Raw genomic sequence first — 26,291 nt, forward strand, 5'->3', positions numbered from 1 at the left:
CTGTTTGTAGCCTGGGCCCGGAGTGTGTGCCTTGAACGTTGTTGACGGATGCTGATGTAGACGTCGAGGGTTAACCGCAGGCGCTATACTGAAGCGCAATGACTAGCGAGAATTCCCCCAGCGAAGACAGCCGCCGAAACCCGCAGGAGGGTTCGGGGCGGTCTTCGCGTTCACGGCGCCGTCGGTCGCGTTCTCGCCGCGGCCGGTCCTCGCAGGCACACAACGCAAACCAAAACACTAATCAAAGCGCTGAGAAGGGCAAACAGCAGCAGCGCCCAGCGCAGTCCCGCCCGCAGTTTCAGGCGGCACCGCAGAGCGCTGACGACAGCGGGGCGTCGCAGCGACCGAATGCGCGCGGCGACAGTACCAACACAGGCTCAGATGGCACGCCCAATGCGGCCAACTTGGGTAACTCTCGTGGTGGCTCTAATCAGCGCAGGGGGCGTCGCCACAGTAGTAGGCGGCGTGGCCCAGCTGACAGTGCAGGCACCCAACCCCGTACTACTGGTTCCAGCGGACCAAAACCGAGTAAGTCCAATGCGCCGCGCGAGCAGCGCCATCAGCATCAGCAGTCCAAGCGCCATGTGCCAGAGCCGGGTTCCTACCCTCAGTACACCCAGTACGTGCAGCAGCTGCAAGAGTCGGCAACATACCGTCGTAAAGACGTCACTCCCCCGCGCTTCGATCGCCCTGCTCCCCCTGAGGAGGCACCGTACGCAGTCGTGAGCATCCAGTCCTCGGGTATTCACCCTTCGACGTCGCGCCTGGTGTCCTTGGACATTCAAACCCGCACTGAGGCCGGCGACGTCGTCAATGAATTCCATTGTGTGTTTGATCCCGGCACTGACATCGGGCCGAAGCATCTGCATGGGTTGACTGAGGACGATATTGCGCAGGCCCCCCGTTATTCCAGTCTGACTCGCACGATTGGGCGCTTCTTGGATGGCCGCACTGTCATTATGCATAATGCGCCTCGGACCTGGGGTTTCATTGTGTCTGAGACCCGGGCGGTCATGCGGCTGGAGCGTCGACATTCCAAGGGGTCGAAGGGGCGCGGCCGCAAGGGCCAGCAGCGCCGTAACTTCACCCGCCTGCCCCGCCCGACGCGGATTGTGGACACCTTATCTACGCTGCGCCGCCAAGGGGTGTACCTGGAGGACACCCGCATCCGTGGTTGCGCCCGCACGCTTGGGCTGGACGTCGATCCCACGGCGTCAATAAGCAGGGCGATGATGCCGGAGGCCGCCGTATCCCGCGAATCCACCGAATTGGTGTGGGAAATGTTCAGCAAGCTGCGCAAAGGTGAGCTCGCGGAACGCACGCCGAAGGAGATCCAAGGGGATCGCTTTGGTTTACAGCGGTCGATTGTGCGTATTGACGCCGCGAACGCACCGCGACCATTTATCAATCCGGGTGTGCTGCGCGACCGGCTGGTGCAGGGTATGGAGATTGTTGTGTCGCCGCAGATCGAGATGGACCCGAATGTCATCATCGAGGCGGTGGCTCGCACTGGGTTGGCGTATTCGGAAAAGCTCACGCGGCAGACCTCCGCTGTGGTGTGTAATCAGCGGGACAACCTAACGGGTAAGGCAATGCACGGCGACCGCAAGGGGATCCCCCTGGTCAGTGACGCGGAGTTCATGTCGCTCGTGGAAGATGTGGCCCCCGGTACTACACTGTAAGCAATGAAGAGCAAGTCTATTCAGCGCGCTAGGACCGCCGTCGCGGTCACTGCTGCGAAAGCCGCAACCGTTGCCTCACGAGCTACGGGTCGTGGTGCCGGCGGCATGATTGGTGGACTAGTGGCGGGGTTTATTGACCCCAGCCTGATGGAGAATCTTGCCGCTGGCCGGCCGGTATCGATCGTGACTGGCACGAACGGGAAGTCCACGACGACCCGCATGCTGACCGCTGCCATGCGCACCACTTCCCCTGTGTGCAGCAATGAGGGCGGGGACAATATGGACGCCGGCATCATCTCCGCACTGTTGGAGGGTCGCGGTGCGGAGCGTGTGGTGCTGGAGGTCGATGAACTGCATGTTCCTGCCGCCGCGGACAAGCTTGATGCAGATTGTTTGGTGCTGTTGAATCTCTCGCGTGATCAGCTGGACCGCGTTGGAGAGATCAACACTATCGAGCGGCGCTTGCGCGAATGTCTACAGGCACGCCCGGAGATGACTGTGGTCGCCAACTGTGACGACGTCATGGTGACCTCGGTTGCATTCGATCATCCCAATGTTGTGTGGGTTGCTGCTGGCGCTGGTTGGACGGGGGATTCCACCTCGTGCCCCCGCACCGAGAGTCACATTGTGCGTTCGGAGGATGGTGTGGATTGGTGTGCGACTAAGCCCCTGGCGGATGGGCATCAGTTCCGCCGTCCTGCACCCGATTATTGGTTGGAGGGCGAGGACCTTGTGACCCCTCAGGGGCGTTTCTCCTTGTCACTGCAGCTTCCTGGTAATGCTAACCGCGGTAATGCGGCGCAGGCTGTGGCGGCAGCGGTCACTGGTGGCGCGGATACGCAGAAGGCTGTTGACGCCGTGAGCCAGGTCAAGGAGGTCGCGGGTCGTTACTCCACCATTGAGTTTGAGGGCCGCCAGGTGCACATGCTGCTTGCGAAAAACCCGGCTGGCTGGCAGGAGGCACTGTCGATGGTTGATCGTAGCGCCGATGGCCTGGTCATTGCCGTCAATGGTCAGGTGGCTGATGGGGAGGACTTGTCCTGGTTGTGGGATGTAAAGTTCGAAGATTTTGATGACGTCGCGGTGGTTGCTGCCGGCGAGCGCGGCACTGATCTTGCGGTGCGTTTGACCTATGCGTCGATCGAGCATGAATTGGTGAAGAACACGCTTGATGCGATCCGTGCGTGCCCGCCCGGTCGGGTCGAGGTGCTCGCGAACTACACTGCGTTCCGCGATTTGAAGCGCGACCTTGCAAAAGCATCCGCACGTACCGCCGAGGAGGGCTAAATGTTAACCATCGGACTGGTCCTACCGGACGTGTTGGGCACCTATGGCGACGATGGCAATGCCCTGGTGTTGCGTCAGCGTGCGCGGATGCGTGGCATCGACGCGGAAGTCAAGCAGCTGCGCTACGGTGATGCGATACCAGAGTCCTTAGACATCTACACCGTGGGTGGTGGCGAAGACACTGCCCAAATTTTGGCGGCACAACACTTGGCTGCTGACGGTGGTTTGAAGCGCGCATCCGAGGCTGGGCGCCCAATCCTGGCGATCTGTGCTGGACTGCAGGTGCTTGGAACTAATTTCCGCGCCGCAGGGCGCATAGTTGATGGGCTGGGGTTGATTGACGCCACGACCTCCTCTTTGGGTAAACGCACCATTGGCGAGGTTGCATCAACACCACTCATTGATGGTTTGACGGCGCCGCTGACGGGTTTTGAAAACCACATGGGCGCGACCATTTTGGGGTCGGATGCGTCACCGCTGGGTAGGTTGACCCGCGGCGTCGGCAATTGTGACGCCCATGGTTCGCGTAGCCCCGAGGATGTTGGGGTAGAGGGTGCGGTGCAGGGCAGCATCATCGCAACCTATATGCATGGCCCTGCGCTTGCCCGCAACCCCGAGTTGGCGGATCTGCTGCTTGCTCGCGCGATGGGGGTTGCTGTCGACGAGTTGGCACCGTTGGATATTGACTGTGTTGATCAGCTGCGCAAGGAGCGCCTGCGCTAGCCCACTGCCCCTCAGCGCGGTTGCTGTAGTCGCTGGGCTTGGCGGGGCTAGAGGACGTGGCGGCCGCTCAGCGCCCTCGACAGCGTCAGCTCGTCGACGAACTCTAGGTCACCGCCCAGCGGCATTCCGGAAGCCAAACGCGATACCGTCAACCCTGGGAAATCCTTCAGCAACCGCGCCAAGTACGACGCCGTTGCTTCGCCTTCCGTGTTGGGGTCGGTGGCGATGATTACTTCGGTGACCTCCGGGGCGTCATCATATAGTGGGGATTCCGGGGTGGAGTCGGCCAGCTCGCGATCTTTGAGAACACCGCCGATACGCTGCAGCAACACATTGATGGAGAGGTCTTTGGGCCCGACACCAGCCAGTGGGTCGAGTGCGCCGCCAAGCACGTGGTAGCGGCCGGAAAACTCCCCTGTGCGTTCGATGACTTGAATGTCTTTGGGTTCTTCAACAACGCAGATGAGGCTGCGGTCGCGGCCACTGTCGGCGCAGATGCGGCAGACGGATTGGCGGGAAATGTTGCAGCAGATGCGGCAGAATTGCACGCCAGTTTGGATTGCGCCAAGTGCGGCGATGAGGCGGTCGACGTCTTCGGGTTCCTGGTGCAGGATGTGAAATGCGATGCGTTGGGCGCTTTTGGGCCCGACGCCGGGCAGTCGGGAGAGTTCGTCGATGAGATCCTGCAGTGGTCCTTCAAACACGAGTGCCTAGTGTACCCGTTACGCAGGATTACAAGGGAAAACCCCGCAAGCGGGCTGATTCTTTAGTTCAGTTCCCTGGCTGCGGGGTTTAAGTTGTGGGCAAGGCGCAGGACCGTACTAGCGCATTCCCCGTCAAGGGTGGGTTAGAACAGTCCGCCGAGTGCGTCGTTGCCGAAGCCCTGGGACAGGGGGCCCATCTTTTCCTCGGCGAGCTTGGACACCTTGGTGTGTGCGTCCTGGAGTGCGCCGGTGATGAGGTCCTGGAGGGTCTCGACGTCTTCGGGGTCGACGACCTGGGGGTCGATGCGTACGTCGCTGATGGTGCCGTTGCCGTGCATGGTGACCTTGACGAGGCCGTTGCCGGCTTCACCTTCGACGCTGGAGTTGAGGATTTCCTGCTGTGCTGCCTGCAGTTGGGCCTGCATCTGCTGGGCTTGTTCGATCAGTTGGCTCATGTCGGGTTGTGTCATTGTGTCTCCTTGTTGAGGTTTTTGTTGATTCGTCGGCCAGTCTAGCGGCCTGCCCGCTGTGGCGTCACGGTTGTTCGCTTAGAGCGGGCGGGCGCCTAGTTCTTGGGCGAGTAGGTCCATGGCGACTGCTTTTGCGTCGCGCCGGTCGTAGCTGCCGGTGCCTTGTGCTTCCCTGATGAGTTCTTCTTCCTCACTGTCCCTGGGGTCCGCGGGGTTGGTGTGTGGCTGTGTGGGTGCGTCGTTGGGCGCGGCGTCGGGTTGTGGGGTGTTGACGTCGCGGGGGTTCGGTTGTGCTTCGACCTGCGGGTTGCTGGCGGCTGCTTTCGGCTGTGCGGGGGTATTGAATCCACCGGGCATGGATTCATCCGGCGGGTAGCCGTAGGGGTCGTCTGGTTCGGGTGGCAGGGGGACACCGTCGCCGAAGGTTTGTTGGTTACGTAGTTTGGCGTTGCCGCGGGCGGCGGCTTGTTTCCAGCGGGGCAGGTTGTCTTGTGCCTCTGGCTGCTCAGCCTTGGAGGGTTTTGCCACGGGTGCCGCCCACTGGGCAGCAGTTGTTTGCCCCCCTGATGGTTTTTCTTCCGGCTTTTCTTCGGACTTTTCGGCCGGCTTCTCTGCTGGTTGTTCTGCCTGTGGCGATTGTTGCGTGCGCGCGGGTTGGGCGGCGGGCTGGGGGGCGCTATCCCCGCCCGCCTGCCGGGGGTGGGTGCCCACCACGCATTCGACGCTGACTTGCTGCCCGAGTTCTGCAGAGACGACCTCGGCGATCACGTCATTGTTGCTGGGGGCGTTGAGGCGTTGCACCAGGGCACCAGTGTTATTCCCGATCAGCACCGTGTCGCCATTGATTCCAACAATTTTTGCCTCTGCCAGAAGGATGCCGGCGACAGCATTTTTGTTGCTGATCAGTGAGCGGATGTGTGCCCACTTGGTGTTCAGCGTCTGAAGCAGGTCTTCTGCAGACTGCGACTGCTCAGGCTGCACTTGCTCCGCCTGCTTCTCGGCTGGCATGCGCTCGGGTGCAGGCTTAGCCGGCGGTTGTTTCTGGGCAGGTTGTTCTTGCTGTGCAGGCTCAGCCAGCCCCATGCGGCGTCGGAGGATGGCGGCCCCAGGCATGTTATCGGGGATGGCACCCGGCCCAGCTCCAGCAGCACCAGTGGCTGAGCCACCGGGTGCAGATGCCCCAGACGCAGGCGTGGTTGCCGCCTGAGCTGTAGCTCCAGCGGCGCCCGCCGCATTGCCCACAGCAGCGACCGCCGCGCTCTTACCAGCGAGCATCTTTGCAAACAGCACTTCCAGCAATAAGCGCGGAGAGGTCGCGCCCTTCAAATCATCGATGCCGGAGTTGAGCTCGCCAGCCAACCATGACAAAGTGCCCGGCGCGAACGCTTGGGCTTGTTGCTGGAGGGTTGGTACGTAGTCTTCGGGCACGTCGATCAGCCCTGCGGCAACTGCATCTGGTACGACCTGCAGCACCATCAAATCCCGCAGGCGATCCAGTAGGTCTGTGGCGAAGCGTCGGGGGTCGTGGCCTGCGTTGATGACGTCATTGATGGCGCCGAACATGCCTGCGTAATCGCGTGCGGACAGTGCAGCAACCGCGGCGTCAATAAGCGAAAAGTCAGTGACACCGAGCAGTGGGACGGCCATCTCGTAGCTCAGTCCTTCCTCGCCAGCGCCGGCAAGCAGCTGGTCCAGGATGGACAGGGAGTCACGGGGGGAACCGCCGCCTGCGCGAATGATGAGGGGGAAGACGGCATCATCGACGCGCACGCCTTCGGCCTCGCACGTGCGCTGCAATAGACCACGCATATCGGGCGGGGTGAGCAGGCGGAATGGGTAGTGGTGGGTGCGAGAGCGGATGGTAGGGATGACCTTGTCCGGCTCCGTGGTGGCGAAGATAAAGATGAGGTGCTCTGGTGGTTCCTCCACGATCTTCAGCAGGGCGTTGAAGCCTTCGTTGGTGATCATGTGCGCCTCGTCGATGATGAAAACGCGGTAGCGGGAGTCCGCCGGCGCATAGAACGCCCGGTCGCGTAGGTCACGCATGTCGTCGACGCCGCGGTGGCTGGCGGCGTCCAATTCGGTGACGTCCAGGTTGCCGGGGCCGCCCGGGGCGAGCGACACGCAGGAGGGGCACTTGCCGCAGGGGGTTGAGGTTGGCCCGTCGACGCAGTTCAGGGAGCGCGCCATGATGCGGGCTGAGGATGTTTTGCCGCAGCCGCGCGGGCCGGAGAACAGGTAGGCGTGGTTGATTCGCCCACTATCGAGCGCTGCGGATAGTGGGGTGGTTACATGCTCCTGGCCGACAACTTCCCCGAAGGATGCCGGGCGGTATTTACGGTATAAAGCCACTCCCCTACCTTAGCCGTTGTGGGCTATCCCCGCAGGCCTGGCTGACGGCTGGGGTACCCAGCTGCCGAGGGCTATTAGCCGTTGCCGCGGGCAAGGTCAAGGATGTCGATGCCCTGCTGCGCGATGCTTTCTTGCAGCGCGGGCACACCGTAAGTGATGGCGTAGTCGTATTCGGCTTGTGTCAGGGGGAGCACTTGCAGCATGAGCGTCAGTCGCTCCGGTTCATCGAGTTGGGGCACGGGCCCGTCCCATACCCATGGCACCACAAGGAGCACATGGGGTGTTGACGTCGCGGGCAGCGCGTGAGGCAGGAGCGTTCCGGGTTGAGCAGGCTCATGGGGAGCGGTGTCGCGGAGTCGGCTGGCGACTGTGACCAGGTGGCTGCGTATGTCGGGTTGGTGGGCGACCGCGAGCAGTTCGCAGCGCACGTCCCGTCCTTCGTGTTCCAGCCCGGTGTCGATGTTTGAAAAATCAAGGGTGACGGCGATGGTGTCGCCCGCGGGAGGTTGCTGCCCGGAGGCAGGTGATGCCGCTGCGGTCGCGGCGTCATTATCCTGCGCAGCAGTCGTGGTGATTCCGATGTGGAATCCGCTGCGGACCTCGATTGATGGGGTGCCAGGCAGCAACCCATCAACCCAGTAGGCGGTCTCTTCCCAGTTCACCTTGAGTTACTCACCCTCGTGTTCGCCATCGTAAGTGGACTAGCGTGGACTAGCAATGCGCTGCGTTTCGCCCGCGCCGCGGGTCCTAGTTGGCGAGCTTTTCAGCGGCGGCCAACAGAACGCACGTTGCGACACCATCCATAGCGATCTCGAGCTCCTTTACCGGGGGCAGGGAGGGGGCGAGTCGGATGTTGCGGTCGTTGGGATCCTGCTTGAGGGGGAAGGTGGAGCCAGCGCCAGTCAGGGCAATGCCGGCTTCCTTCGCCAACTCAACGACGCGGGAGGCGGTGCCATCAACGACATCGAGGGAGATGAAGTAGCCGCCCTCCGGCTTGGTCCAGGTTGCGACGTCGCGCCCACCCAGGCGCTCATCGAGAATGTCGAGAACACGGTTGAACTTCGGCGCCAAGGAACCCGCATGCTTGCGCATGATTGCGCGCACGCCCTCGGCGTCGCCGAAGAACTTGGCGTGTGCCAACTGGTTGATCTTGTTGGGGCCGATGCCGCGGACGTTTGCGTGCTTGGCGTACCAATCCAGGTTGGCCTTGGAGGAGATAAAGAAGGACACGCCCGAGCCCGCGAAGGTGATCTTCGAGGTGGAGGTGAATACCCAGAAGCGGTTGGGGTTACCGGCGGCCTCCGACATGGCGAGAACATCGTGGACCGGGGGGAACTCGTCGGTCAGGGTGTGCACTGCGTAGGCGTTGTCCCACAGCATCCGGAAGTCCGGTGCTGCCGTTTCCATTTCGGCGAGCTGGCGGCAGACGTCTTCGCTGTAGCTCACGCCGGTGGGGTTGCCGAAGGTGGGGACGTTCCACATGCCCTTGACCGTCGGGTCTTTGACGAGTTCACGCACGGCGTCCATGTCTGGGCCGTACTCGAGCATCGGAACGGTAACCATTTCGAAGCCGAAGTGCTCGGTGATGGTGTGGTGGCGGTCGTAGCCGGGTACGGGGCAGATCCACTTGACGCTTGCCTCGTCCTTCCAGGGGCGGGGTGAATCCTGGGTGCCGAACATGTAGGCGAAGGAGATGAGGTCGAACTCAATGTTCAGCGACGATGCGTCGCCGCAGTAAACATTGTTAATGTCGCAATTCATCAGCTCTGCGTAGATCTCGCGAATGTCTTTGATACCGGTGAGCCCACCGTAGTTGCGGCAGTCGGTTCCGTCGGAGGCGGTGAAGTTACCTTTGCCCGGCAGTGCCAGCAAGTCATCGGAGAAGTCCAGTTGTTCTGAGCTGGGCTTGCCGCGGGTGAGGTCAAGGGAGAGGTTCTGTGCTTTGAATTCCTCGTATTTGGCCTTGATCTCAGCGGTGAACTGGGCGAGCTCCTCCGGGTTCATGCTTGTGAGCGATGCTGACATCGACTTGTGCCGCCTTCCTACTTGGGGTGCTGTGCTTGCTTGGCATGCCTGGCGTTTTTGGCGCCACGTACGCAGGCCAGTCTAGTGCATCCTAAGTATGAACGCGACGGATTACGAAAATGTGCACATTCCCCGACCCCCCATAAAAATAAAGGACCTCGCGTACCCGACAGAGCCCACTGACCCTTGCTGCATTCCTGCCCTGGGGGAGTTCATGAGATAACGCCACGCGAGATCATCAAACAGTGTAGCGGAGGGGCGGCGTCGCGTCTAGTGCAGCTAGGGCACCGCAGGGGTTTTGCTTTGTGGCACGGGGGTGTGTATGGTTTTGGTCTGAACGTTTTAGTTCACGTGGAGGATTCGACTAGCGGCCTATGTCGCACGCCTGGAACGCGTGTTGGGAGCAATCCCTCAGGGGTTCAAATCCCCTATCCTCCGCCAAATGAAACCTCCTAGCCTCACAGCTAGGGGGTTTTCTCGTATCCGAACCCCATCCCGCTAACGATCAGATACACCACCTGATAAGTGCATCGGAGTTCGGGTAACTACCTCGCCTTCTAGTCCCACTAGTGCGAGCAGCCGCCTCGCCTCGGCGTCGCGGTCGTTGCGGGACTTGTGCTGTTTCACGCAACGAGACACTGCCGCGATTTTGTTGGCCGCCTTTGCGTCAAAGCTGCATCCACACGTAAGCATCGCGGGGTAAAAGCTGAGGGTCAAAGCGCTCCAATATCTCCGCAGCCGTACGCGCACCGGGCACCCCAATCGACCCAGCCAACTGCTCCACAACGTCCTCCACAGTCAGGCCCTGCTCGAGCATCTGCCGCAACGTCACCGCCCCATCGCGCTTGGCTAAACGCTTTCCTTCCGCGTTAACAACCAGCGGCACATGCACATATTCGGGCACCGCATAACCCAACAGCGACGCCAAGTACGCCTGCCTCGGCGCAGAGCTCAGCAGATCGTCCCCGCGCACAACCTGGTCGATCCCTCCCGCGGCGTCATCAACAACGACCGCCAGGTTGTAGGCCCAGTCCCCTCGCCGAAGAACAAAGTCATCCACCGGCCCCACGTAGCGGCCGTTGTAATAATCGACAACCTCGAACTCCTCGACGTCACTGCGCAATCGCACGGCAGGCACGCGCCCTTGTTCAGCAAATTGTTGACGCCGCGACTCCCGCTCCTGTTCAGTCAGCTCACGACAGGTACCTGGATAACAGCCCGGCAGCACGTGGGCCGCACCTGAGGCTTCCAGGATGTCCCGGCGCGAACAGAAGCATTCGTAGGTCTCTAGCTGTGATAATGCCGCTTGGTAGGCCTCGTGGCGGGAGCTTTGAACCACCGGTTGCCCGTCCCAATCCAGCCCCAAGGAGGCCAGGTCATCCAACTGTCGGGCGGCAGATTCGGCTGAAGAACGCTGCGAGTCGACGTCTTCGATCCGCATGATGAACTCGCGACCGGTTTGTCTCGCGAACAGCCAGGCGAGCAACGCCGTGCGAAGGTTTCCGAAATGTAGGTCCCCGCTGGGGCTCGGGGCGTAGCGTCCTGCCGACATAATTAGGAAGTTTATGGCACCATACTGTGCATGCCTAAACTCGCATCTGGGCGGGGCGACACTGCGGTGTCGTCCGGTAACGCCCGTTTTATCCAAGTCCAAAAGTCCTACTACCCGATCCTGCTCGCATTGTTTGTAGCGGTGTTCATCATCTCGAATATCACCGCCACTAAAGGTGTTATGTTCGGCCCCATCATCACCGACGGGGCGTTCTTCCTGTTCCCCTTGGCTTATGTCATCGGTGACGTCCTGGCAGAGTGCTACGGTTTCCGCGCTACCCGCCGTGCCATCTGGACGGGGTTTGCTGCGATGCTTATCGCGGTGTTTTCCTTCTACATTGCTATCGCGCTGCCTCAAGCTGACTTTTATGAACAACAAAATGAATTCGCGGCAATCCTCGGGCTTGTGCCCCGCATCGTTGCCGCCTCGCTGATGGGCTACCTGGTTGGCCAGCTGCTGAACTCGTGGGCGTTGGTGAAGATTAAGGAGCGCACGGGTGAAAAAACCTTGTGGGCACGTTTGCTTGGCTCTACGGTGGTGGGTGAATTTGGCGACACGCTGGTGTTCTGTCTGATCGCTGCACCGGTCATCGGCATCACGACCGTCGGCGACACCATCAACTACACCATCGTTGGCTTCCTGTGGAAGACGGCGGTAGAGGTTGCGATCATGCCGGTCACCTACGCGGTGATCCGCTGGGTGAAGACTCACGAAAACTACTGACTAGGGTGCCCCTCGGGGTTGTAGATCAGGGCTAAATCCGGGCAAACCCCGATGCGCGCATTGCTCGCGGCGATGCACCATAGAGCCATGACAAACAACACATGGAATTGGAAGAATCTTCGCCGCGACCGCGCCAATTTTATCCTTCGCTACGGTGCTATTTTTTGCCTGCGTAGTAGCGCCCCATAAACTCGTCGCGGAACTCGTAGTAGTAGCCACCGTCGATGCTGGCGCGGATGTCGTCCACCAGCTTGAGCATGAAGAACAGGTTGTGCATCGTGCACAGGGTGCCCGCCAGAAACTCCTTAGCTTTCAGCAGGTGGTGGATGTAGGCGCGGGTGTAGTTTTCTGACACGTATCCGCCGAGTTCTTCATCAATCGGGGTGAAGTCCCGCTTGAAGCGCGCGCCCTTCAAGTTCATCCGCCCATCAAGGGTGTAAACCCCTCCGCGGCGGCCCAGACGGGTCGGGGCAACACAGTCGAATGTATCTGCCCCGGCTTCAACTGCGGTGAACAAGTCATCGGGCTCTGAAATGCCCAACAGGTGACGCGGCTTATCTACGGGCAGTTCATCGCATACCCACTGCACGATCGTGCCAAGGTTTTCTTTCTCCAGGGCGCCGCCGATGCCGTAGCCGCCGAATCCCCGCATGCCTTCGGCTTCGAATTCGTCCGACAGGCTCACTAGCCCACGGGTGGCTTGCCTGCGCAAGTCTTCATACTGGGCACCCTGGACCACACCCCACAGTGCCTGCAGTGGTTTGTCTGCGCGCAGTTGGGTCTGCCGGTTGTGTTCCTCGAGGCAGCGCCTGGCCCAGCGGTGGGTGCGCTCCACGGAGGATTCCTGGTACTCGCGGGTGTCAACAAGGGTGGTGAGCTCATCGAAGGCGAACATGATGTCCGCGCCCAGTTGATGCTGGATCTGGATAGAGACCTCGGGGGTGAAGCGATGCTTGGAACCGTCAATCACGCTGCGGAAATCCACGCCGTCTTCGTCGACGTGCGCCATGCGGTCTTTGCCGCGGGCCTTGATGTCGGTTTCTTTCAGGCCGGAGGTGTCCATCGCCAGGACTTTTTTAAACCCGACGCCGAGGCTCATCACCTGGAATCCGCCGGAGTCGGTGTAGGTGGGTCCGTGCCAGTTTTCGAAGGTGGCGACGCCGCCGGCCTCATCAACAATGTCCGGTCCAGGCTGCAGGTAGAGGTGGTAGGCGTTGGACAAAATGGCTTGCGCGCCGCATTGGCGGATCTGTTCGGGTGTGAGTGTTTTCACGGTCGCTTTGGTTGCCACGGGGATGAATGCGGGTGTCTGGATGTCCCCGTGGGGGGTGTGGATGGTTCCGGTGCGGCCGTGGGCGCTGCCGTCGAGGGTGTTGCGCAGCTCAAAGGTGCTCATGGGTTTTCATCCTATCCAACTGCTTGTTGTGGGTTTGCCGCGGCCGCACAGTGTTCCGCTGTGTTCCCCTATTGTTTAATGACGTCGCGGGGGCCAGCGCCCTAAACAATGTCCTAGTCAATGTCGACGCGCGGCAGTATGCGGTTCAACGCCTTGGGCAGCCACCATGTGCCGCGGCCAAGCAAGGTCATTGCCGCGGGAATGAATGCCATGCGCACGAAGAACGCGTCGAACAACACGCCAGCGCCCAGGGCGAATCCGAAGATCTTGATGAACGGTAGGGGTTGGTCGATAAACGCCACAAACACCGCAATCATGATGAGTGCGGCAGCTGTGACCACCGGCACGCCAGTGATGAAGCCATCTTCCACCGCGGCGTCAGCATCCCCGTCGCGTTCAAAATGTTCCCGCATGCGGGTCACCAGGAACACCTGGTAGTCCATTGCCAAGCCGAAGGTCACGCCAATGAGGAAGATCGGCATGAAGCTGATCAGTGGGCCCGGGGTGTTCACCAACCCCCACAGGCCTTTCTGCCACACCAGCACGGTGGCGCCGAACGCTGCGCCGACGGACAGCAGGAACCCGACGCTGGCCATCACCGGCACCGCAATGGAACGGAACACGATCAGCAGCAGCACCAGCGCCAGCCCCACCACAACGGCCAGGTAGGTTGGCAGGGCGTTGTACAGGCGGGTGGTGACATCTTGCTGGATCGGCGCCAGCCCGGTGATGCCTACGTCGACTCCGGTTGCGGACTCAATGGCTGCGTCCTGGCTGCGCAGTGCGCCCAGTAGCGCGGTCGTTTTGGGGTCGCTCGGGCCGGTGCGCGGGGTGAGCAGCATCTGAGCGGCCGAACCGTCGGCACTGGCTCCGATGATCTGGACGTGTTTGACGCCCGGGTTCACGCTGAGCTGCTGCACCGTATAGGCATAGGCAGCGCCGATAGCTTTCGACCGGTCACCTTGGGCAATGCCGGACAGCACGGGGGCATCAACATCAACGTCGTGGGCGTCAACCACAATCAAAAATGGTGCGTTGATGCCCTCCCCAAAGCCCTCTGCCAGTAGATCCGCGGACTTGCGTTGGGTGGTGTCGCGGTTGGACAGGGTGTCGTTCGGCAGGGACAGCTGCAGATCCAGCGCCGGCCCCGTCAGCGCGCCCAAACCAAGAATCACTAGAGCAATGGTGATCGCCGGGAACTTCGTCACCACCCGGATCCATCTGCGGAAAAAACGGGTCGACAGCTGCTCGCGACCCTTTTTAAGTGATGACGTCGCGGGGCTTTCTGCCGCAACCGAGGCGACGTCATCATCCTCCTGGAGGTCAGAAGAGCTGGAGCTGGCGCGAAGTGCCTCGGAACGCGTCCGACTAAACAATCGCCGGCCGCTCAACGACAACAGGGCGGGCACCAACGTCAGCGCCACCAATACCGCGGCACCCACGGTAAAGGCCGCAGCAAAACCCATGAAACTAAGGAAGGGAATGTTGACGATCGCCAGCGCCACCAGGGCGATAATGACAGTCAGGCCGGCGAACACCACTGCCGAACCAGCCGTAGCGACGCTGCGGGCTGCCGCCTGCTCGCGGGTCTGCTGTGGGTTGCGTAACTCCGAGCGGTAGCGGGACAAGATGAACAGTGCGTAGTCGATACCGACAGCCAACCCCAGCATGACCGCCAGGGTGGGCGTCGTGTTATTCAGCGGCACCCAATGCGTCGCCAACAAAATACCCGTCGTGCCCAGGCCGATCCCCAGCAAAGCCGTCACAAGCGGGATACCCGCCGCCAACGCCGACCCGAAGGTCGCGAGCAGCACGAGCAGCGCCGCAGCCATGCCGATAGCCTCCGAGGTCGTCTTGATCACCAACGGATCCCCGAATCCAGCACCACCGGCCTCCACCTGCAGGCCCTGTTCGCGCCCGGTGTCCATCGCCGCTGTGATCGTGGCGCGCTGCTCATCGGTCACGTCCGCCGGCGCCGGAACATCCAATGCAAAAGAGGTATAGGCAATGCGCCCATCCTGGGTGATCAGCGAGATATTATTCGCGTCTTTACGTGCGGTTTCCTCCGGCAGCCCGGCGCTCACAGACTGCTCAAGCACCATCTCGCGCAGCTGCCCGTCGAGCGTCAGGGGGTTGCCGAAACGCTGCCGATCAATAATGCCCGGCACCGTCGCATCCAGTTGCTGCACCACTGATTCCACCGCACCGGCGTAAGGCTGTTCACTCAGCGTGTGGCCCTCCGGAGCCGCAAACACCACGGTGACACCCGCAGCCTCCAAGGGGTTCGGCTGATCCGGGAAGTTCTTCATTAGTGACGCCGCGGCGGCCTCACTGGGGGTGCCGGGGATCTCAAACACATCGTTGAAGCCTTTGTTCAACGTTGCAGAAGACGCCCCCAGGGCAGTCGCCGCCACCAACCACGTAACGACAACAATCCACCGGTGACGAAACGACCACCGGCCGAGTGCGTAGAGGAATCGGCCCACGGAGTGTTCCTTCCTTCAAACTGGGGTTCACGCCCACGGGACATACCCGTGGTGCAGCGAGGGATAAAAAATAGACCCTATAACAAAAGCCGGATTAGTGTTTTTAACACTAATCCGGCTTTATCATCTGTGCGCCCGGAGGGATTCGAACCCCCAACCTTCTGATCCGTAGTCAGATGCTCTATCCGTTGAGCTACGGGCGCATGCTGCTTTAGCAACGAGGAGTAAGTGTACCCCGATCAAGCAACTACCGCAAATCCCACCATTACCAGGCGTTTCTTGGCGGCTACACATGCCACCCAGCCGTGAAGCCTACACATGCCACCCAGCCGTGAAGCAGGGTGCGGGCAATCACCCATTACTTTCCGTTTCAGACCCCCTACAACTACCCCCGGCCCCCACGAATGCAGACAATGCGCACACAAAAAATCTCCCACACCCTAATGGATGCGGGAGATCTCCCAAACGTGCGCCCGAAGGGATTCGAACCCCTAACCTTCTGATCCGTAGTCAGATGCTCTATCCGTTGAGCTACGGGCGCAAAGTTCCCCACGACAGTAACGCGGGAAACTGCGGAGGCGAGAGGATTTGAACCTCCGGTCCCTATTTCTAAGGACAACTCATTAGCAGTGAGTCCCATTCGGCCGCTCTGGCACGCCTCCACGCAAGCTTACGCAAGCTCTAGACAGCATAGCGAACACCACACAAGCGAGCAAAACCCACACCAAAAAAACGCTAAACTAGCCGACATGAACGCCCAACCCCACCTCCGCCCCGACCTGTCACAACTGCCCGACTACGTCCCCGGCAAACGCATGCCCGACGCACTCAAACTATCCTCCAACGAAGTCGCCTTCGGCCCCCTACCATCCACGCTTACAGCGATCACCGACGCGGCGTCAACAATCAACCGCTACCCCGACATGGCCGCAACCGAACTGCGCGAAGCCCTCGCCGACCACCTAGACACCACCATCGACCACGTCACCGTCGGCTGCGGCAGCTCCACCCTATGCCAACAGCTCGTCACCATCACCTGCCAAGACGGCGAAGACGTCATCTTCCCCTGGCGCAGCTTCGAGGCCTACCCCATCTTCGCCCGCGTCACCGGCGCCAACCCCGTACAAATCCCCCTAACCGACGACCTGCGCAACGACCTCGACGCCATGGCCGCCGCCATCACCGACACCACCCGACTCATCTTCGTCTGCAACCCCAACAACCCCACCGGCACAGTCGTCACCGCCGAAGAATTCGACGCATTCATGGCCAAAGTGCCCAGCCACATCGTTGTCGCACTCGACGAAGCCTACTTCGAATACAACACCGCCCCCAGCACCCCCGACGCCGCTGAACTGGTCAAACGCTACCCCAACCTGATCGGCCTACGGACCTTCTCCAAAGCCTACGGACTCGCAGGACTACGCGTCGGCTACGCCTTCGGCAACCCCCACATCATCGCCGCCATGCGCAAAGTCCAAGCCCCCTTCGAAGTCAGCACCGTCGCACAAGCCGCAGCCATCGCCTCCCTGGAGGCCCGCAGTGAACTGCTTGAACGCACCCGCGACGTCATCACCCAACGCGAACGCGTCAGCACAGCCATCGGCGCGGCACCCAGCCAATCCAACTTCGTCTGGGTCCCCGCCGAAAGCCTCACCGGCGGCGATGCTCTAGCAACCGCACAAGCACTCACCGAACGCAACGTCATCGTCCGTGCGTTTCCCGAAGGCGTACGCATCACAGTCACCAATGAAGAAGAAATGGACCGCTTCCTGGCGGCCTGGGACTCACTGACCTAAAGTACGCGTGCCTGCGCGCGCCCGAAACACGTGCTTAGAACACGTCCACCCGGGCGCCCAACGCCTCAGCCTGCTCCAACTGGCTGACCCACTTCGGCGCCCCGGGCTTCACCCGCAACACCGGACGATTACTCCCGCCCGCAGAAGCCCCACCACGCGCCTCACCCGCACGAGCCTCGTAACGCACCCGCGAGCGATACCCAGCATCCACCAACTCCTCGACACTGGACTCCTCGCCCGCAAGATTCGCACGCGCATCCACCAGCAAATCAATCGTCTCGTCCAACGCCGCCAACAAAGCCACATTGTTGGTTTCGCACATCGCACGCACCAACGAAGGCACCGTACCCGCCACCCGAGTACCATCACGGAAACTACCCGCAGCCAGCGACAACGCCAACGCACCACCGTTGTCCCCAACGATCGCCAGGGCCTCCGCCAACACGTGCGGCAAGTGCGAAATCCGGGCCACCGCGGCGTCATGAACCCCCACGCGCGCAGGAATCACCTCCGCCCCCACCGCAGACGCCACCGTCGCCACATCACGCCACAGTCCGACCCATTGCTCACTCACACCTTCAGGATCCTCCGCAGCCTGGTCGAACGTCACCACCCACGCCGCCCCCTGAAACAGGCCCTCATGCGCGGCCTCCCACCCAGAGTTCGCCGTCCCCGCCATCGGGTGACCACCAACATAACGGTCCTGCAGCCCACGCTCACGCACCAGGTCATACACCTCCGCCTTCACGCTCACCACATCCGTGATCCCACAAGACGGCGCATGCTCCCCCACCGCATCCAACATGCTCGGGATCGCTGGCATCGGGGTCGCCAACACAATCAACGCCCCCTCACGTTCTGCGCGCTGCAGCGTATCCTCCAGGCAGCTCGACGCGTCAAAGCCCTCATCACACGCCTGCTTCACCGCGGAAGGTGAACGGTTAAAACCAAACACCGACCAGCCCTTAGCGTGGAGGTCACGCAGCAAAGAACCACCAATCAAACCGAGGCCAATAATGCAGACAGGTCGCATACTCATCACGCCTACTAGCATGGCACACATGAGTGCCCTGCCTCCTCCCTCATGGGTCGCACGCGACGAAACCATGCTCCGCCGCGCCATTGACGTCGCACAAAACACACCGCCGGCAGATGTTCCCGTCGGCGCAGTAATTTATGACGCCGCGGGGGTCGAGATCGCTCACGCACACAACCGCAAGGAAACCAACGGGGACCCCACCGCCCACGCCGAGATACTCGCAATCAGGGATGCGGTCGGCGTCATTGGTGATGGTTGGCGCTTGGAGGGCTGCACGCTAGCAGTCACCCTAGAACCTTGTGCGATGTGCGCCGGCGCTATCGCTGCGGCACGAATCCAGACTGTGGTGTTTGGGGCATACGAGCCGAAAACCGGGGCGTGCGGCTCGGTGATTGACGTGCTGCGGGACCCGGTGTTGCCCGGGTTCACCGCAGTCCGTGGGGGTGTGCTGGAGCAACCATGCGCACACTTAATGGAAGAGTTCTTCAGCAATTTGCGCTGACTTCAGGTAGTTTAGCCAGTGCTGGCCCCGCGTTTATGACGGTGGCCTCATGACGATAGGAGTGCACATGGGTTTCGGCGATCAGATCCGCAACGTAACTGATGGACTGAAAGGCAAAGTCGAAGAAGTCGCAGACAAAGTTATCGACTCCAAACTCGACGGCGACATGGCAGAAAAAGCCAAAAGCGCTGTTGAAGCAGGGTTGAACAAAGCTGACGAACTACTCGACAGCAAACTGGGCGACAAGGCTGGCGACACCGCCGGCGAACAGCCCGAGGCCAAGTAGCCTCACCCCCTATCTCCTTTCGTCACCCACAAAAGCCAGCAGCCGTCCGCGGCACTGGCTAACACAGATATCGCACAGATTAGGAGCACACCATGAGCGCTTTTGAGAACAAGGCTGAAGAGCTCGGCGGCAAGCTGAAGGAAGGCATCGGCGAGGCTGTCGGCAACGAGAAGCTTGAAGCAGAGGGCAAGTCCGACCAGGTCAAGGCTGATCTGAAGGAGAAGTTCGACGAGGCCGGCGAGCGTCTCAAGGAGAGCGTCGACAAGGTTCTCGGCGCCTTCAAGAAGGACTAATCTTCCCGCCCCGTTGAGGGGTTGAAGCCCCAGGCAGACTAGTGTTCGCCTGGGGCTTCTGCATTCGCGGGTGTAGGCTGCGGTGGGGTTGGCCGTGGGTTGGTTGGAAAACATGCACAAATTTCGGGTGGGCGAGCACCTCACCGTCTTTTTCCCCAGTTCACCGATCGCGGACGGCCACCCCACCCGATATTTGTGCACACCCGCGCGACAACTGCTGGACCACTTGCACGCCATGCACGGGCTTCCCATAAAAAGGCCCCCTCACCTTGTGTTTTGGTGAGGGGGCTTTTGGCGGTAGCGGCGGGATTTGAACCCGCGGTTGGGGGTTACCCAACACTCGCTTTCGAGGCGAGCACCTTCGGCCGCTCGGACACGCTACCGCTAGCCACCTTACCTAAACGCTAAAGTGCTCCCAAATCGACGGGCCACGTCCAGACGTCTACTCTGCCTTCAGCGCCGCGCTTTCCGCAACTAGCCCAATGACGACTGTTGACGCCGCCCCTACCGCAGCGGCCACGTGGCGGGCCATGGCACCAGAGAAAAACGCGCCGATCGCCATGGCGGCAAGTACCCAACCTGCGCACTAAGCTGTTCACAGCTGGCTGCTCGGGGTGTGGCTGGTGCTGGTGGGCGACTGGGTTAACATTTTGAGTGGAACTCGGTTACCATGATGTGGCGCCGAATGCGGCTCATGGAGATGTGGCAGAGCGGCCGAATGCACTCGCCTTGAAAGCGAGCGTCCCGTGAAACGGACCAGGGGTTCAAATCCCTTCATCTCCGCGTTAAGCAAAACCCCAGGTGGTCTACCATCTGGGGTTTTTGCTACCCTGGGGCAGCATGAAGGCCATCACATTACGCGACCCAAGTGACAAGACTTCCCTCCACGTCTCCGAGGTTACCGACCCCCAGCTCGCCCCGGGCGAAGCCCTCGTCCAGGTCAAGGCGGCGGGTGTCAACCGTGGTGACCTTTTGCAGGCAGCCGGCCACTATCCCCCACCGCCCGGCGCGAGCGAGATCATGGGCCTGGAGTGCTCCGGCGTCATCGTTGATCCTGGTGACACTAGCTTTTCCGAGGGCGATGAGGTCTGTTGTTTGCTCGCGGGCGGGGGCTATGCGGAGCGTGTTGCAGTGCCAGAGGGGCAGATCCTTCCGCTTCCCGAGGGTTTCAGTTTTGAGCAGGCTGCGGGGATCGTCGAGGTTGCGTGCACGGTGTGGTCCAACTTGGGGATGCTTGCGAAGATTCGCGCGGGCCAGTTGGTTCTGATCCACGGCGGTGCTGGCGGAATCGGTTTGTGTGCGATTCAGGTGTGCAAGGCCCTCGGGTTGAATGTTGCGGTGACCGCCGGTTCCGAGGAAAAGCTGCAGTTGTGCCGCGACGCCGGCGCTGACATCGCCATTAATTACCGCGAGCAGGATTTCGCCGAGGAACTCAAGGGCCGCGCCGACGTCATTTTGGACATCATTGGTGCAAAGTACCTGGATAGGAACATCACGGCTCTAGCGAAGGATGGTCATATGGTGATCATCGGCATGCAGGGTGGGGTGAAGGGCGAATTGAATATTGGCAAGTTGTTGGCCAAGCGGGGCACCATTTCCGCGACGGCTTTGCGCGCCCGCGACGTGGAGGATAAGGCACGTATAGTGCACGAGACCATGGGTGTGTTGTGGCCGATGTATGCGGATGGGACGATCCGCCACCAGGTCAATACTGTGTTGCCGTTTGATGACGCCGCGGAGGCTCACCGTTTGCTCGCGTCCGGTGAGGTGAGCGGGAAAATTGTTCTGAAGTGGTAGGGCAGCCAGCCAGGCCCAGCGCAGCCAGTTGGGCGCTCTAGCCCAGTGATGCCAGTGCCCTGGCCAGTGCAGTGATGTCCGAGGCGGTGTTGTAGGGCGCTAGGCCGATGCTGATGCTACCGCCGGCTTCCGTCGCCCCCATGGCTTCGAGCAGTCGGTCCGTGGGGCTGACTTCTGTCACGACACCGTTGTTGAGCAGGCGTCGGTGTACTGTGTCGGCATCCACTCCGGGTACGACGAAGCTGACGCGGCCGATGCGGCCTGCCGACGGCGGGCTGTCCACGGCGTCACCACTGACACCGACGACATGCACGTGGCTGAGGTTCTGCAGGGCGAACAGTAGTTGTTCGTTGAGCTCATCAACATAGGCGGCGGTGGCCTCGAGTGCCCCGGCTAGGCGGCGGCGCCTCGTGCCCACGAGTTCCCCGCCGAGGGACGCAAGATGGTCGACCATCGCCGACACTCCACCAAGCAGGCCGCTGGATAGTGCGCCATGTTCCAGTGATCCGCCCACGGGTTCCAACCGCTTCAACATGGATGTATCCCGCAGGACCAGGGCGGATACTTGCGGCCCGCCGAAAGCGGCGCAGTCTACAACGAGCGCATCCACACCCAGCGTTTCAATGTTGATCGGACGGTAGGGGGCGAGCATTGACGCATCCACCAGTGTCCACGCACGGGACTTCGAACGCACAATGTCGGCGATCGCCTGCACATCCGTCACCGTCCCCACAAGGCTGTGGGCGGCGGGAATAAACACCAGCCGCGTCGATCCATCAACAAGATCAACGAACTGTTGCTCGTCCACATAGCCGCTGCCCAAATCCGCCAACGCCACACGAACATCCACCGGGCCTTGCACACCCTGCGCGCCAATCCCACCCTGCGCGCCGACAGCGTCCAACGCGACGTCATACATAGAAGAAGAAAGGCTGGATGCCAGCACAACGCCAGCGCCACGACGCACAACACGACGACGCATCGCACGAATGAAACCCGCCACCAAACTTTCACGGTTCGGGCCCAGGAAAACGCAGTCGGGCCGCGCCCCCACCATGTCAGCGATCGCCTTTTTCGCAGACCCCACATGATGCGAACCAGTCAACAGGCCCTGCTGCAGTGCGCGGGAATGGGAACCGGTGATGGGCTCGACGTCCACGATCTGCGCTGAGGTGCGGAAAGCGGTCGCCACCGCCGAGCTGACCTTCTCCGGGATCTGCGGTGCACTGTGCCCATTGAGGTAGATCCAACCGTCGCTCAGACTGCTGTACAGTCCGCGAGTGAAGGCAACATCATAGGGCATGCAGGACACTTTACAGGAGTTTAAAGGCTGCGCTTCTCCCCTGGCAGCGACCTTTGCGGCTAGGGTGGTTCACTGTGCTAGGTCAATCATCCAACCACCCAACCGACGTTGCGCGCATGACGCGTGTTGACGCCGCGGATTCCCCACCGTCCCAGTCAAAGACGCTGTCGGCAGCGATCAATGACCTGGTCAAGGGGTTCCGCCAGCATGAGCTGTGGCTCCAACTGGGGTGGCAAGACATCAAGCAGCGCTACCGGCGTTCCGTCCTTGGCCCCTTGTGGATCACCATTGCGACGGGCGTGATGGCTTTGGCGCTGGGGCTTTTGTATTCCGTCCTGTTTAAAATCCCGGTTGCGGAGTTCCTGCCGCACGTCACCGTGGGTTTGATCATGTGGAATTTTATTTCCGGCTGCATCAAAGAGGGCTCGGATATTTTCATCGACAATGAGGGGCTCATTAAGCAGCTGCCCTCTGCGTTGTCGGTGCACTGCTACCGCCTGGTGTGGAAGCAGGCCCTGTTTTTGATGCACAACATGGTGATTTGGGTTGTGCTGATGTTGGTGTTCCCCCGGCCTTTGGGTTGGGATCTGCTACTGGCGATCCCTGCGATGGCGCTGCTGATTGTTAACGGTGTGTGGGTGACGATGTTCTTCGGCATCATCGCCACCCGATACCGCGATGTCTCCCCTCTGTTGGAGGCTATGACACAGCTGCTGTTCTACGTCACCCCGATTGTGTGGACCACCCAGACTCTCACGGAGCAGGGTGGGGCTGTCAGCGAGCGCGCGAAAATCGCGATGCTAAACCCGCTGTACCACTACATGGAGGTCGTTCGTGCACCGATGATTGGCGCCCCTATTCACGCCCTCAACTGGATTGTTGTGTTGTGTTGTACGGTGGGCGGGCTTCTTTTGGCACTACTGGCTATGAAGCAGTGGCGCTTCCGAGTGTCCTACTGGGTTTAGGAAGGCAACACCCATGGTTTCCATCGATACATATAACGCGTGCGTTGATTTTCCCATTTTCGACGCCAAGTCCCGCTCCATGAAGAAGGCCTTCCTGGGTGCCGCTGGCGGCGCCATTGGTCGCAATAGTGACAATGTTGTCGTCGTTGAGGCGTTGAAGGACATCAACCTGCATTTGCGCGAGGGTGACCGCGTCGGACTTGTTGGCCACAATGGTGCTGGTAAGTCCACGTTGCTGCGGTTGCTGTCGGGCATTTATGAACCGACTCGTGGCTCTGCGCATATCCGTGGTCGTGTCGCCCCGGTGTTTGACCTGGGTGTGGGAATGGATCCGGAGATCTCCGGGTACGAAAACATCATCATCCGCGGCCTGTTTTTGGGGCAGACCCGCAAGCAGATGAAGCAGAAGATGGATGAGATTGCGGAGTTTTCCGAGCTGGGCGAGTACCTTGCGATGCCTCTGCGCACGTATTCGACTGGTATGCGTATCCGTTTGGCGTTGGGTGTGGTGACGTCGATCGAACCGGAGATCCTCCTTCTCGATGAGGGTATCGGCGCTGTTGACGCCGCGTTCATGGCGAAGGCACGCAAGCGCCTGGAGGAGCTGGTGGAACGCTCCGGAATCTTGGTGTTTGCATCGCACTCGAATGACTTCCTCGCCCAGCTGTGTGACTCTGCACTGTGGGTGGACCATGGCACCATTCGTAAAGCCGGTGCCGTCGATGACATTGTGGAATCCTACGAGGGTAAAGGCGCAGCCGATCACGTTCGACGCCTTCTGGCCCGCATGGAAAAAGAGAAGCTACAGGAGTCCCCCGATGCTTAAAGCAGACTCGCGGGTCGCTGCGGTGATCGTCACCCACAAGCGCGTTGACCTGCTGCGCGCATCCCTCGACGTCGTCGCCAATCAAACACGACCCGTCGAGTGGGTCATTGTTGTTGACAATGGGTGCGAGGATGCAGTTCGCGATTTACTTAATGACGTCGCGGGGGATCGCGGCGTCTACCTTCCTTCCGCAACCAACTTGGGCGGTGCAGGTGGTTTCGCCTACGGCTTCTTGCAAGCCTTGGCTTTGGGCGCGGAGGCTGTGTGGTGCGCCGATGACGACGGCCGCCCCGAAAACACCGAGGTACTCGCCACCCTTATGGACTGCGCAACCCGGCACTGTTTGGACGAGGTCTCCCCAGTGGTGTGTAACCTTGCGGAACCCGATAAGCTAGCGTTCCCGCTGCGTAGGGGTATTGAATGGCGCCGCTACCGCAGTGAGCTATTCGACCCCAAGCATCCTGTCGAAGAGCAGGACTTTCTGCCGAACATCGCATCGCTGTTTAATGGCGCTCTGATTTCCGCTGACGCAATGGCACGCATCGGTGTGCCCGACTACCGCCTGTTTATCCGTGGCGATGAAGTTGAATACCACCGGCGACTGAGCCGCAGCGGCCTGAAATTCGGCACCTGCCTGTCTGCCGCTTACCTGCACCCGGACGGCTCGGAAGAGTTTAAACCGATCCTGGGCGGCCGGATGCACACTCAATACCCAGACAACGAAGGCAAACGCTTCTTCACCTACCGCAACCGCGGGTTCCTCATGAACCAGCCCGGCATGCGGCGTCTGCTACCGCAAGAATATGCGCGCTTCGCGTGGTTCTTCCTCGTTCAGCGACGCGACGTCAACGGTTTTAAACAATGGTTGAAGCTGCACCAGATGGGGCGCAAAGAGCACTTCGAGCGACCCGGCGGACACTAGGCCACAGTTCAGCCGGCCTCTTCGGCAATGGACTCTACCAGCGATAACGAGCACACGAGAGATGGCGGATATGGCACAAGACATTCCCGACGACGCGCAAGAGCCCACCCAGGCGCACAGGCAGGGTGAGACGCTCCAGCACGGGCTGCATGAACCTGAGCAGCCCAGTATGCAAGACGAACTGGAGTTGACGATCGCCACCGGTGCGGCCGCACCGCTGCTCATCGGCGAGGACGAAGCCGACGCCCAACAGGCCGCCGACAAGGTGTCCACCCAGGGACTGAAGTTCATCATCTCCGGCGCGCTATCGGCCATCCCCGATCTCGGCCTGACCATGCTCAGCCAGTTCGCCTTCGGTACATCAACCAACGTCGCCCGCACCATCGGGTTTATTGCAGGCACCATCACCGCCTACATGATCAACCGCCGCTGGACGTTCAAAGCAGAACCCTCCATGCGGCGCTTCCTAGCGGTTGCTCTGCTGTACACGTTGACCTACTTCGTCAACGTCCGCGGCTACACCCTGGGATACCACGCACTCGATGACATGATGCCTGACGTCATCGCTTCAGGCGTTGCATTCATTTTGGCGCAGGGCACGGCGACCGTCATCAATTTTGTTGTGCAGCGATTGTTCATCTTCAAGCGGTAGGGTTTTACACATGTTCGGTTTCAAGAAGAAGACCCAAGAGTCGGTCCACATGGCTGCGGAGAAAACCAACACTCCGCTCAGTAACGAGATGACCATGATGATGGCGCAGGAGCTGCCCATCTTGGACAGTGCCAGCCGGACGCGCGTGTATGAGATTCTTAATGCCTATGAGGGACCGCAGATTTCTTCACAGGAGGAGCTCCCGGAGGAGATCCGAACCATCATGGACCTCTAAACAAAGTGGTTGTGCCAAAAAGTGTACATCTTGGCCACCTAGAAGACCGCGACCTAGGGAAATGCTGCGGCAGTAGGCCAAGATGCACACTTTTTGGCACGCCTGAGAATAAAGACGAAAGTGCCCCGCTGGGAAAACCCAGCGGGGCACTTTTCATGCAGGGCTTTGCACCCTGTCCAAGAAATTACTTGGAGGAGGTGAACACAGCACCAACGTTGTTGATGAGATCCTTGAGAGCGTTAAGAACACCATTGCCGAGGTGGGTGAAGATG

General features: G+C 60.6%; 24 protein-coding genes, 6 tRNA genes and 1 other RNA gene. 16 read left to right on the forward strand and 15 right to left on the reverse strand.

The window, feature by feature from the left end:
• Positions 1-98: 98 nt before the first annotated feature.
• Genes L1C91_RS07450 through L1C91_RS07460 form a run of 3 tightly spaced genes read left to right on the forward strand, consistent with a single transcriptional unit; the run spans position 99 to position 3,692 of the window.
• Entirely contained in the window at positions 99-1,682 is a 1,584-nt protein-coding gene (locus L1C91_RS07450) for a DNA polymerase III subunit epsilon (protein WP_234858716.1), read from the forward strand.
• Between the two features lie 3 nt (positions 1,683-1,685).
• Positions 1,686-2,969 (forward strand): MurT ligase domain-containing protein, encoded by a 1,284-nt coding sequence (locus L1C91_RS07455; protein ID WP_234858717.1) that lies wholly within the window; start codon positions 1,686-1,688, stop codon positions 2,967-2,969.
• Positions 2,970-3,692 (forward strand): type 1 glutamine amidotransferase, encoded by a 723-nt coding sequence (locus L1C91_RS07460; protein WP_234858718.1) that lies wholly within the window; start codon positions 2,970-2,972, stop codon positions 3,690-3,692. It begins immediately after the preceding gene.
• Between the two features lie 47 nt (positions 3,693-3,739).
• Here the strand turns inward: L1C91_RS07460 and recR are convergent, their stop codons facing one another.
• The 6 genes from recR to ffs all read right to left on the reverse strand — a co-directional run bounded on the left by recR (position 3,740) and on the right by ffs (position 9,485).
• The gene (recR, locus tag L1C91_RS07465; RefSeq protein WP_234858719.1) at positions 3,740-4,396 is read right to left on the reverse strand and encodes a recombination mediator RecR; all 657 of its coding nucleotides are present in this window, start codon (positions 4,394-4,396) and stop codon (positions 3,740-3,742) included.
• 143 nt (positions 4,397-4,539) lie between these two features.
• On the reverse strand, positions 4,540-4,866 hold the full coding sequence (locus L1C91_RS07470; protein WP_234858720.1) for a YbaB/EbfC family nucleoid-associated protein: 327 nt from the start codon (positions 4,864-4,866) through the stop codon (positions 4,540-4,542).
• A gap of 78 nt (positions 4,867-4,944) precedes the next feature.
• Complete coding sequence (locus L1C91_RS07475; RefSeq protein ID WP_234858721.1) at positions 4,945-7,218, reverse strand: DNA polymerase III subunit gamma and tau; 2,274 nt, start codon at positions 7,216-7,218, stop codon at positions 4,945-4,947.
• A gap of 74 nt (positions 7,219-7,292) precedes the next feature.
• Positions 7,293-7,880 carry a suppressor of fused domain protein gene (locus tag L1C91_RS07480; RefSeq protein ID WP_234858722.1) on the reverse strand — a complete coding sequence of 196 codons (588 nt, stop codon included), beginning with the start codon at positions 7,878-7,880 and terminating at the stop codon, positions 7,293-7,295.
• Positions 7,881-7,965: 85 nt separating this feature from the next.
• Positions 7,966-9,243: an aminotransferase class I/II-fold pyridoxal phosphate-dependent enzyme gene (locus tag L1C91_RS07485; protein WP_234858723.1), complete on the reverse strand. Its 1,278-nt coding sequence runs from the start codon at positions 9,241-9,243 to the stop codon at positions 7,966-7,968.
• Between the two features lie 146 nt (positions 9,244-9,389).
• Positions 9,390-9,485: signal recognition particle sRNA small type (ffs, locus tag L1C91_RS07490), an RNA gene on the reverse strand.
• A gap of 111 nt (positions 9,486-9,596) precedes the next feature.
• Between ffs and L1C91_RS07495 the strand changes: the two genes are divergently transcribed.
• Positions 9,597-9,684 (forward strand) — tRNA-Ser (locus L1C91_RS07495).
• A 226-nt stretch (positions 9,685-9,910) separates the two neighbouring features.
• On the opposite strand, the gene gluQRS is transcribed toward L1C91_RS07495, so the two are convergent.
• Positions 9,911-10,795, reverse strand: a complete 885-nt coding sequence (gluQRS, locus tag L1C91_RS07500) for a tRNA glutamyl-Q(34) synthetase GluQRS (protein ID WP_234858724.1) — start codon at positions 10,793-10,795, stop codon at positions 9,911-9,913.
• Positions 10,796-10,825: 30 nt separating this feature from the next.
• Here gluQRS and L1C91_RS07505 point away from each other — a divergent pair, with 30 nt between their 5' ends.
• Positions 10,826-11,518 (forward strand): queuosine precursor transporter, encoded by a 693-nt coding sequence (locus L1C91_RS07505; protein WP_234858725.1) that lies wholly within the window; start codon positions 10,826-10,828, stop codon positions 11,516-11,518.
• 157 nt (positions 11,519-11,675) lie between these two features.
• On the opposite strand, the gene tgt is transcribed toward L1C91_RS07505, so the two are convergent.
• The 5 genes from tgt to L1C91_RS07530 all read right to left on the reverse strand — a co-directional run bounded on the left by tgt (position 11,676) and on the right by L1C91_RS07530 (position 16,062).
• Positions 11,676-12,914: a tRNA guanosine(34) transglycosylase Tgt gene (tgt, locus tag L1C91_RS07510; protein WP_020975408.1), complete on the reverse strand. Its 1,239-nt coding sequence runs from the start codon at positions 12,912-12,914 to the stop codon at positions 11,676-11,678.
• 113 nt (positions 12,915-13,027) lie between these two features.
• A complete protein-coding gene (locus tag L1C91_RS07515; protein WP_234858726.1) occupies positions 13,028-15,400 on the reverse strand; it encodes an MMPL family transporter in 2,373 nt (790 codons plus the stop codon).
• A 130-nt stretch (positions 15,401-15,530) separates the two neighbouring features.
• Positions 15,531-15,603, reverse strand: a tRNA-Arg gene (locus tag L1C91_RS07520).
• 265 nt (positions 15,604-15,868) lie between these two features.
• A tRNA-Arg gene (locus L1C91_RS07525) sits at positions 15,869-15,941 on the reverse strand.
• Between the two features lie 32 nt (positions 15,942-15,973).
• Positions 15,974-16,062, reverse strand: a tRNA-Ser gene (locus tag L1C91_RS07530).
• 87 nt (positions 16,063-16,149) lie between these two features.
• Here L1C91_RS07530 and hisC point away from each other — a divergent pair.
• On the forward strand, positions 16,150-17,199 hold the full coding sequence (gene hisC / locus L1C91_RS07535; protein ID WP_234858727.1) for a histidinol-phosphate transaminase: 1,050 nt from the start codon (positions 16,150-16,152) through the stop codon (positions 17,197-17,199).
• Positions 17,200-17,233: 34 nt separating this feature from the next.
• On the opposite strand, the gene L1C91_RS07540 is transcribed toward hisC, so the two are convergent.
• Positions 17,234-18,238 (reverse strand): prephenate dehydrogenase, encoded by a 1,005-nt coding sequence (locus tag L1C91_RS07540; RefSeq protein WP_419178725.1) that lies wholly within the window; start codon positions 18,236-18,238, stop codon positions 17,234-17,236.
• A 22-nt stretch (positions 18,239-18,260) separates the two neighbouring features.
• Between L1C91_RS07540 and L1C91_RS07545 the strand changes: the two genes are divergently transcribed.
• The 3 genes from L1C91_RS07545 (at position 18,261) to L1C91_RS07555 (ending at position 19,319) form a co-directional block, all read left to right on the forward strand.
• On the forward strand, positions 18,261-18,740 hold the full coding sequence (locus tag L1C91_RS07545; RefSeq protein ID WP_234858728.1) for a nucleoside deaminase: 480 nt from the start codon (positions 18,261-18,263) through the stop codon (positions 18,738-18,740).
• Positions 18,741-18,807: 67 nt separating this feature from the next.
• Positions 18,808-19,026, forward strand: a complete 219-nt coding sequence (locus L1C91_RS07550) for a hypothetical protein (RefSeq protein ID WP_234858729.1) — start codon at positions 18,808-18,810, stop codon at positions 19,024-19,026.
• A gap of 92 nt (positions 19,027-19,118) precedes the next feature.
• Positions 19,119-19,319 (forward strand): CsbD family protein, encoded by a 201-nt coding sequence (locus tag L1C91_RS07555; protein WP_234858730.1) that lies wholly within the window; start codon positions 19,119-19,121, stop codon positions 19,317-19,319.
• 292 nt (positions 19,320-19,611) lie between these two features.
• Here L1C91_RS07555 and L1C91_RS07560 read toward each other — a convergent pair.
• Positions 19,612-19,702, reverse strand: a tRNA-Ser gene (locus L1C91_RS07560).
• Between the two features lie 313 nt (positions 19,703-20,015).
• Here L1C91_RS07560 and L1C91_RS07565 point away from each other — a divergent pair.
• A tRNA-Ser gene (locus L1C91_RS07565) sits at positions 20,016-20,102 on the forward strand.
• A 57-nt stretch (positions 20,103-20,159) separates the two neighbouring features.
• Positions 20,160-21,116: an NAD(P)H-quinone oxidoreductase gene (locus L1C91_RS07570; protein WP_234858731.1), complete on the forward strand. Its 957-nt coding sequence runs from the start codon at positions 20,160-20,162 to the stop codon at positions 21,114-21,116.
• A gap of 37 nt (positions 21,117-21,153) precedes the next feature.
• On the opposite strand, the gene L1C91_RS07575 is transcribed toward L1C91_RS07570, so the two are convergent.
• Positions 21,154-22,419: an aminotransferase class V-fold PLP-dependent enzyme gene (locus L1C91_RS07575; protein ID WP_234858732.1), complete on the reverse strand. Its 1,266-nt coding sequence runs from the start codon at positions 22,417-22,419 to the stop codon at positions 21,154-21,156.
• A 116-nt stretch (positions 22,420-22,535) separates the two neighbouring features.
• On the opposite strand from L1C91_RS07575, the gene wzm reads away from it, so the two are divergent.
• The 5 genes from wzm to L1C91_RS07600 all read left to right on the forward strand — a co-directional run bounded on the left by wzm (position 22,536) and on the right by L1C91_RS07600 (position 26,019).
• On the forward strand, positions 22,536-23,384 hold the full coding sequence (gene wzm / locus L1C91_RS07580) for a galactan export ABC transporter permease subunit Wzm/RfbD (RefSeq protein WP_234858821.1): 849 nt from the start codon (positions 22,536-22,538) through the stop codon (positions 23,382-23,384).
• Between the two features lie 13 nt (positions 23,385-23,397).
• A complete protein-coding gene (gene wzt / locus L1C91_RS07585) occupies positions 23,398-24,210 on the forward strand; it encodes a galactan export ABC transporter ATP-binding subunit Wzt/RfbE (protein ID WP_234858733.1) in 813 nt (270 codons plus the stop codon).
• On the forward strand, positions 24,203-25,132 hold the full coding sequence (glfT1, locus tag L1C91_RS07590; protein WP_234858734.1) for a galactofuranosyltransferase GlfT1: 930 nt from the start codon (positions 24,203-24,205) through the stop codon (positions 25,130-25,132). The genes wzt and glfT1 overlap by 8 nt, the downstream gene beginning before the upstream one ends.
• Positions 25,133-25,301: 169 nt before the next feature.
• Positions 25,302-25,784 carry a GtrA family protein gene (locus tag L1C91_RS07595; RefSeq protein ID WP_419178728.1) on the forward strand — a complete coding sequence of 161 codons (483 nt, stop codon included), beginning with the start codon at positions 25,302-25,304 and terminating at the stop codon, positions 25,782-25,784.
• 10 nt (positions 25,785-25,794) lie between these two features.
• Positions 25,795-26,019: a hypothetical protein gene (locus tag L1C91_RS07600; protein WP_046204267.1), complete on the forward strand. Its 225-nt coding sequence runs from the start codon at positions 25,795-25,797 to the stop codon at positions 26,017-26,019.
• The last annotated feature ends 272 nt before the right edge of the window (positions 26,020-26,291 follow it).

This window comes from Corynebacterium argentoratense (assembly GCF_021491455.1).
GTDB lineage: Bacteria > Actinomycetota > Actinomycetes > Mycobacteriales > Mycobacteriaceae > Corynebacterium > Corynebacterium argentoratense_A.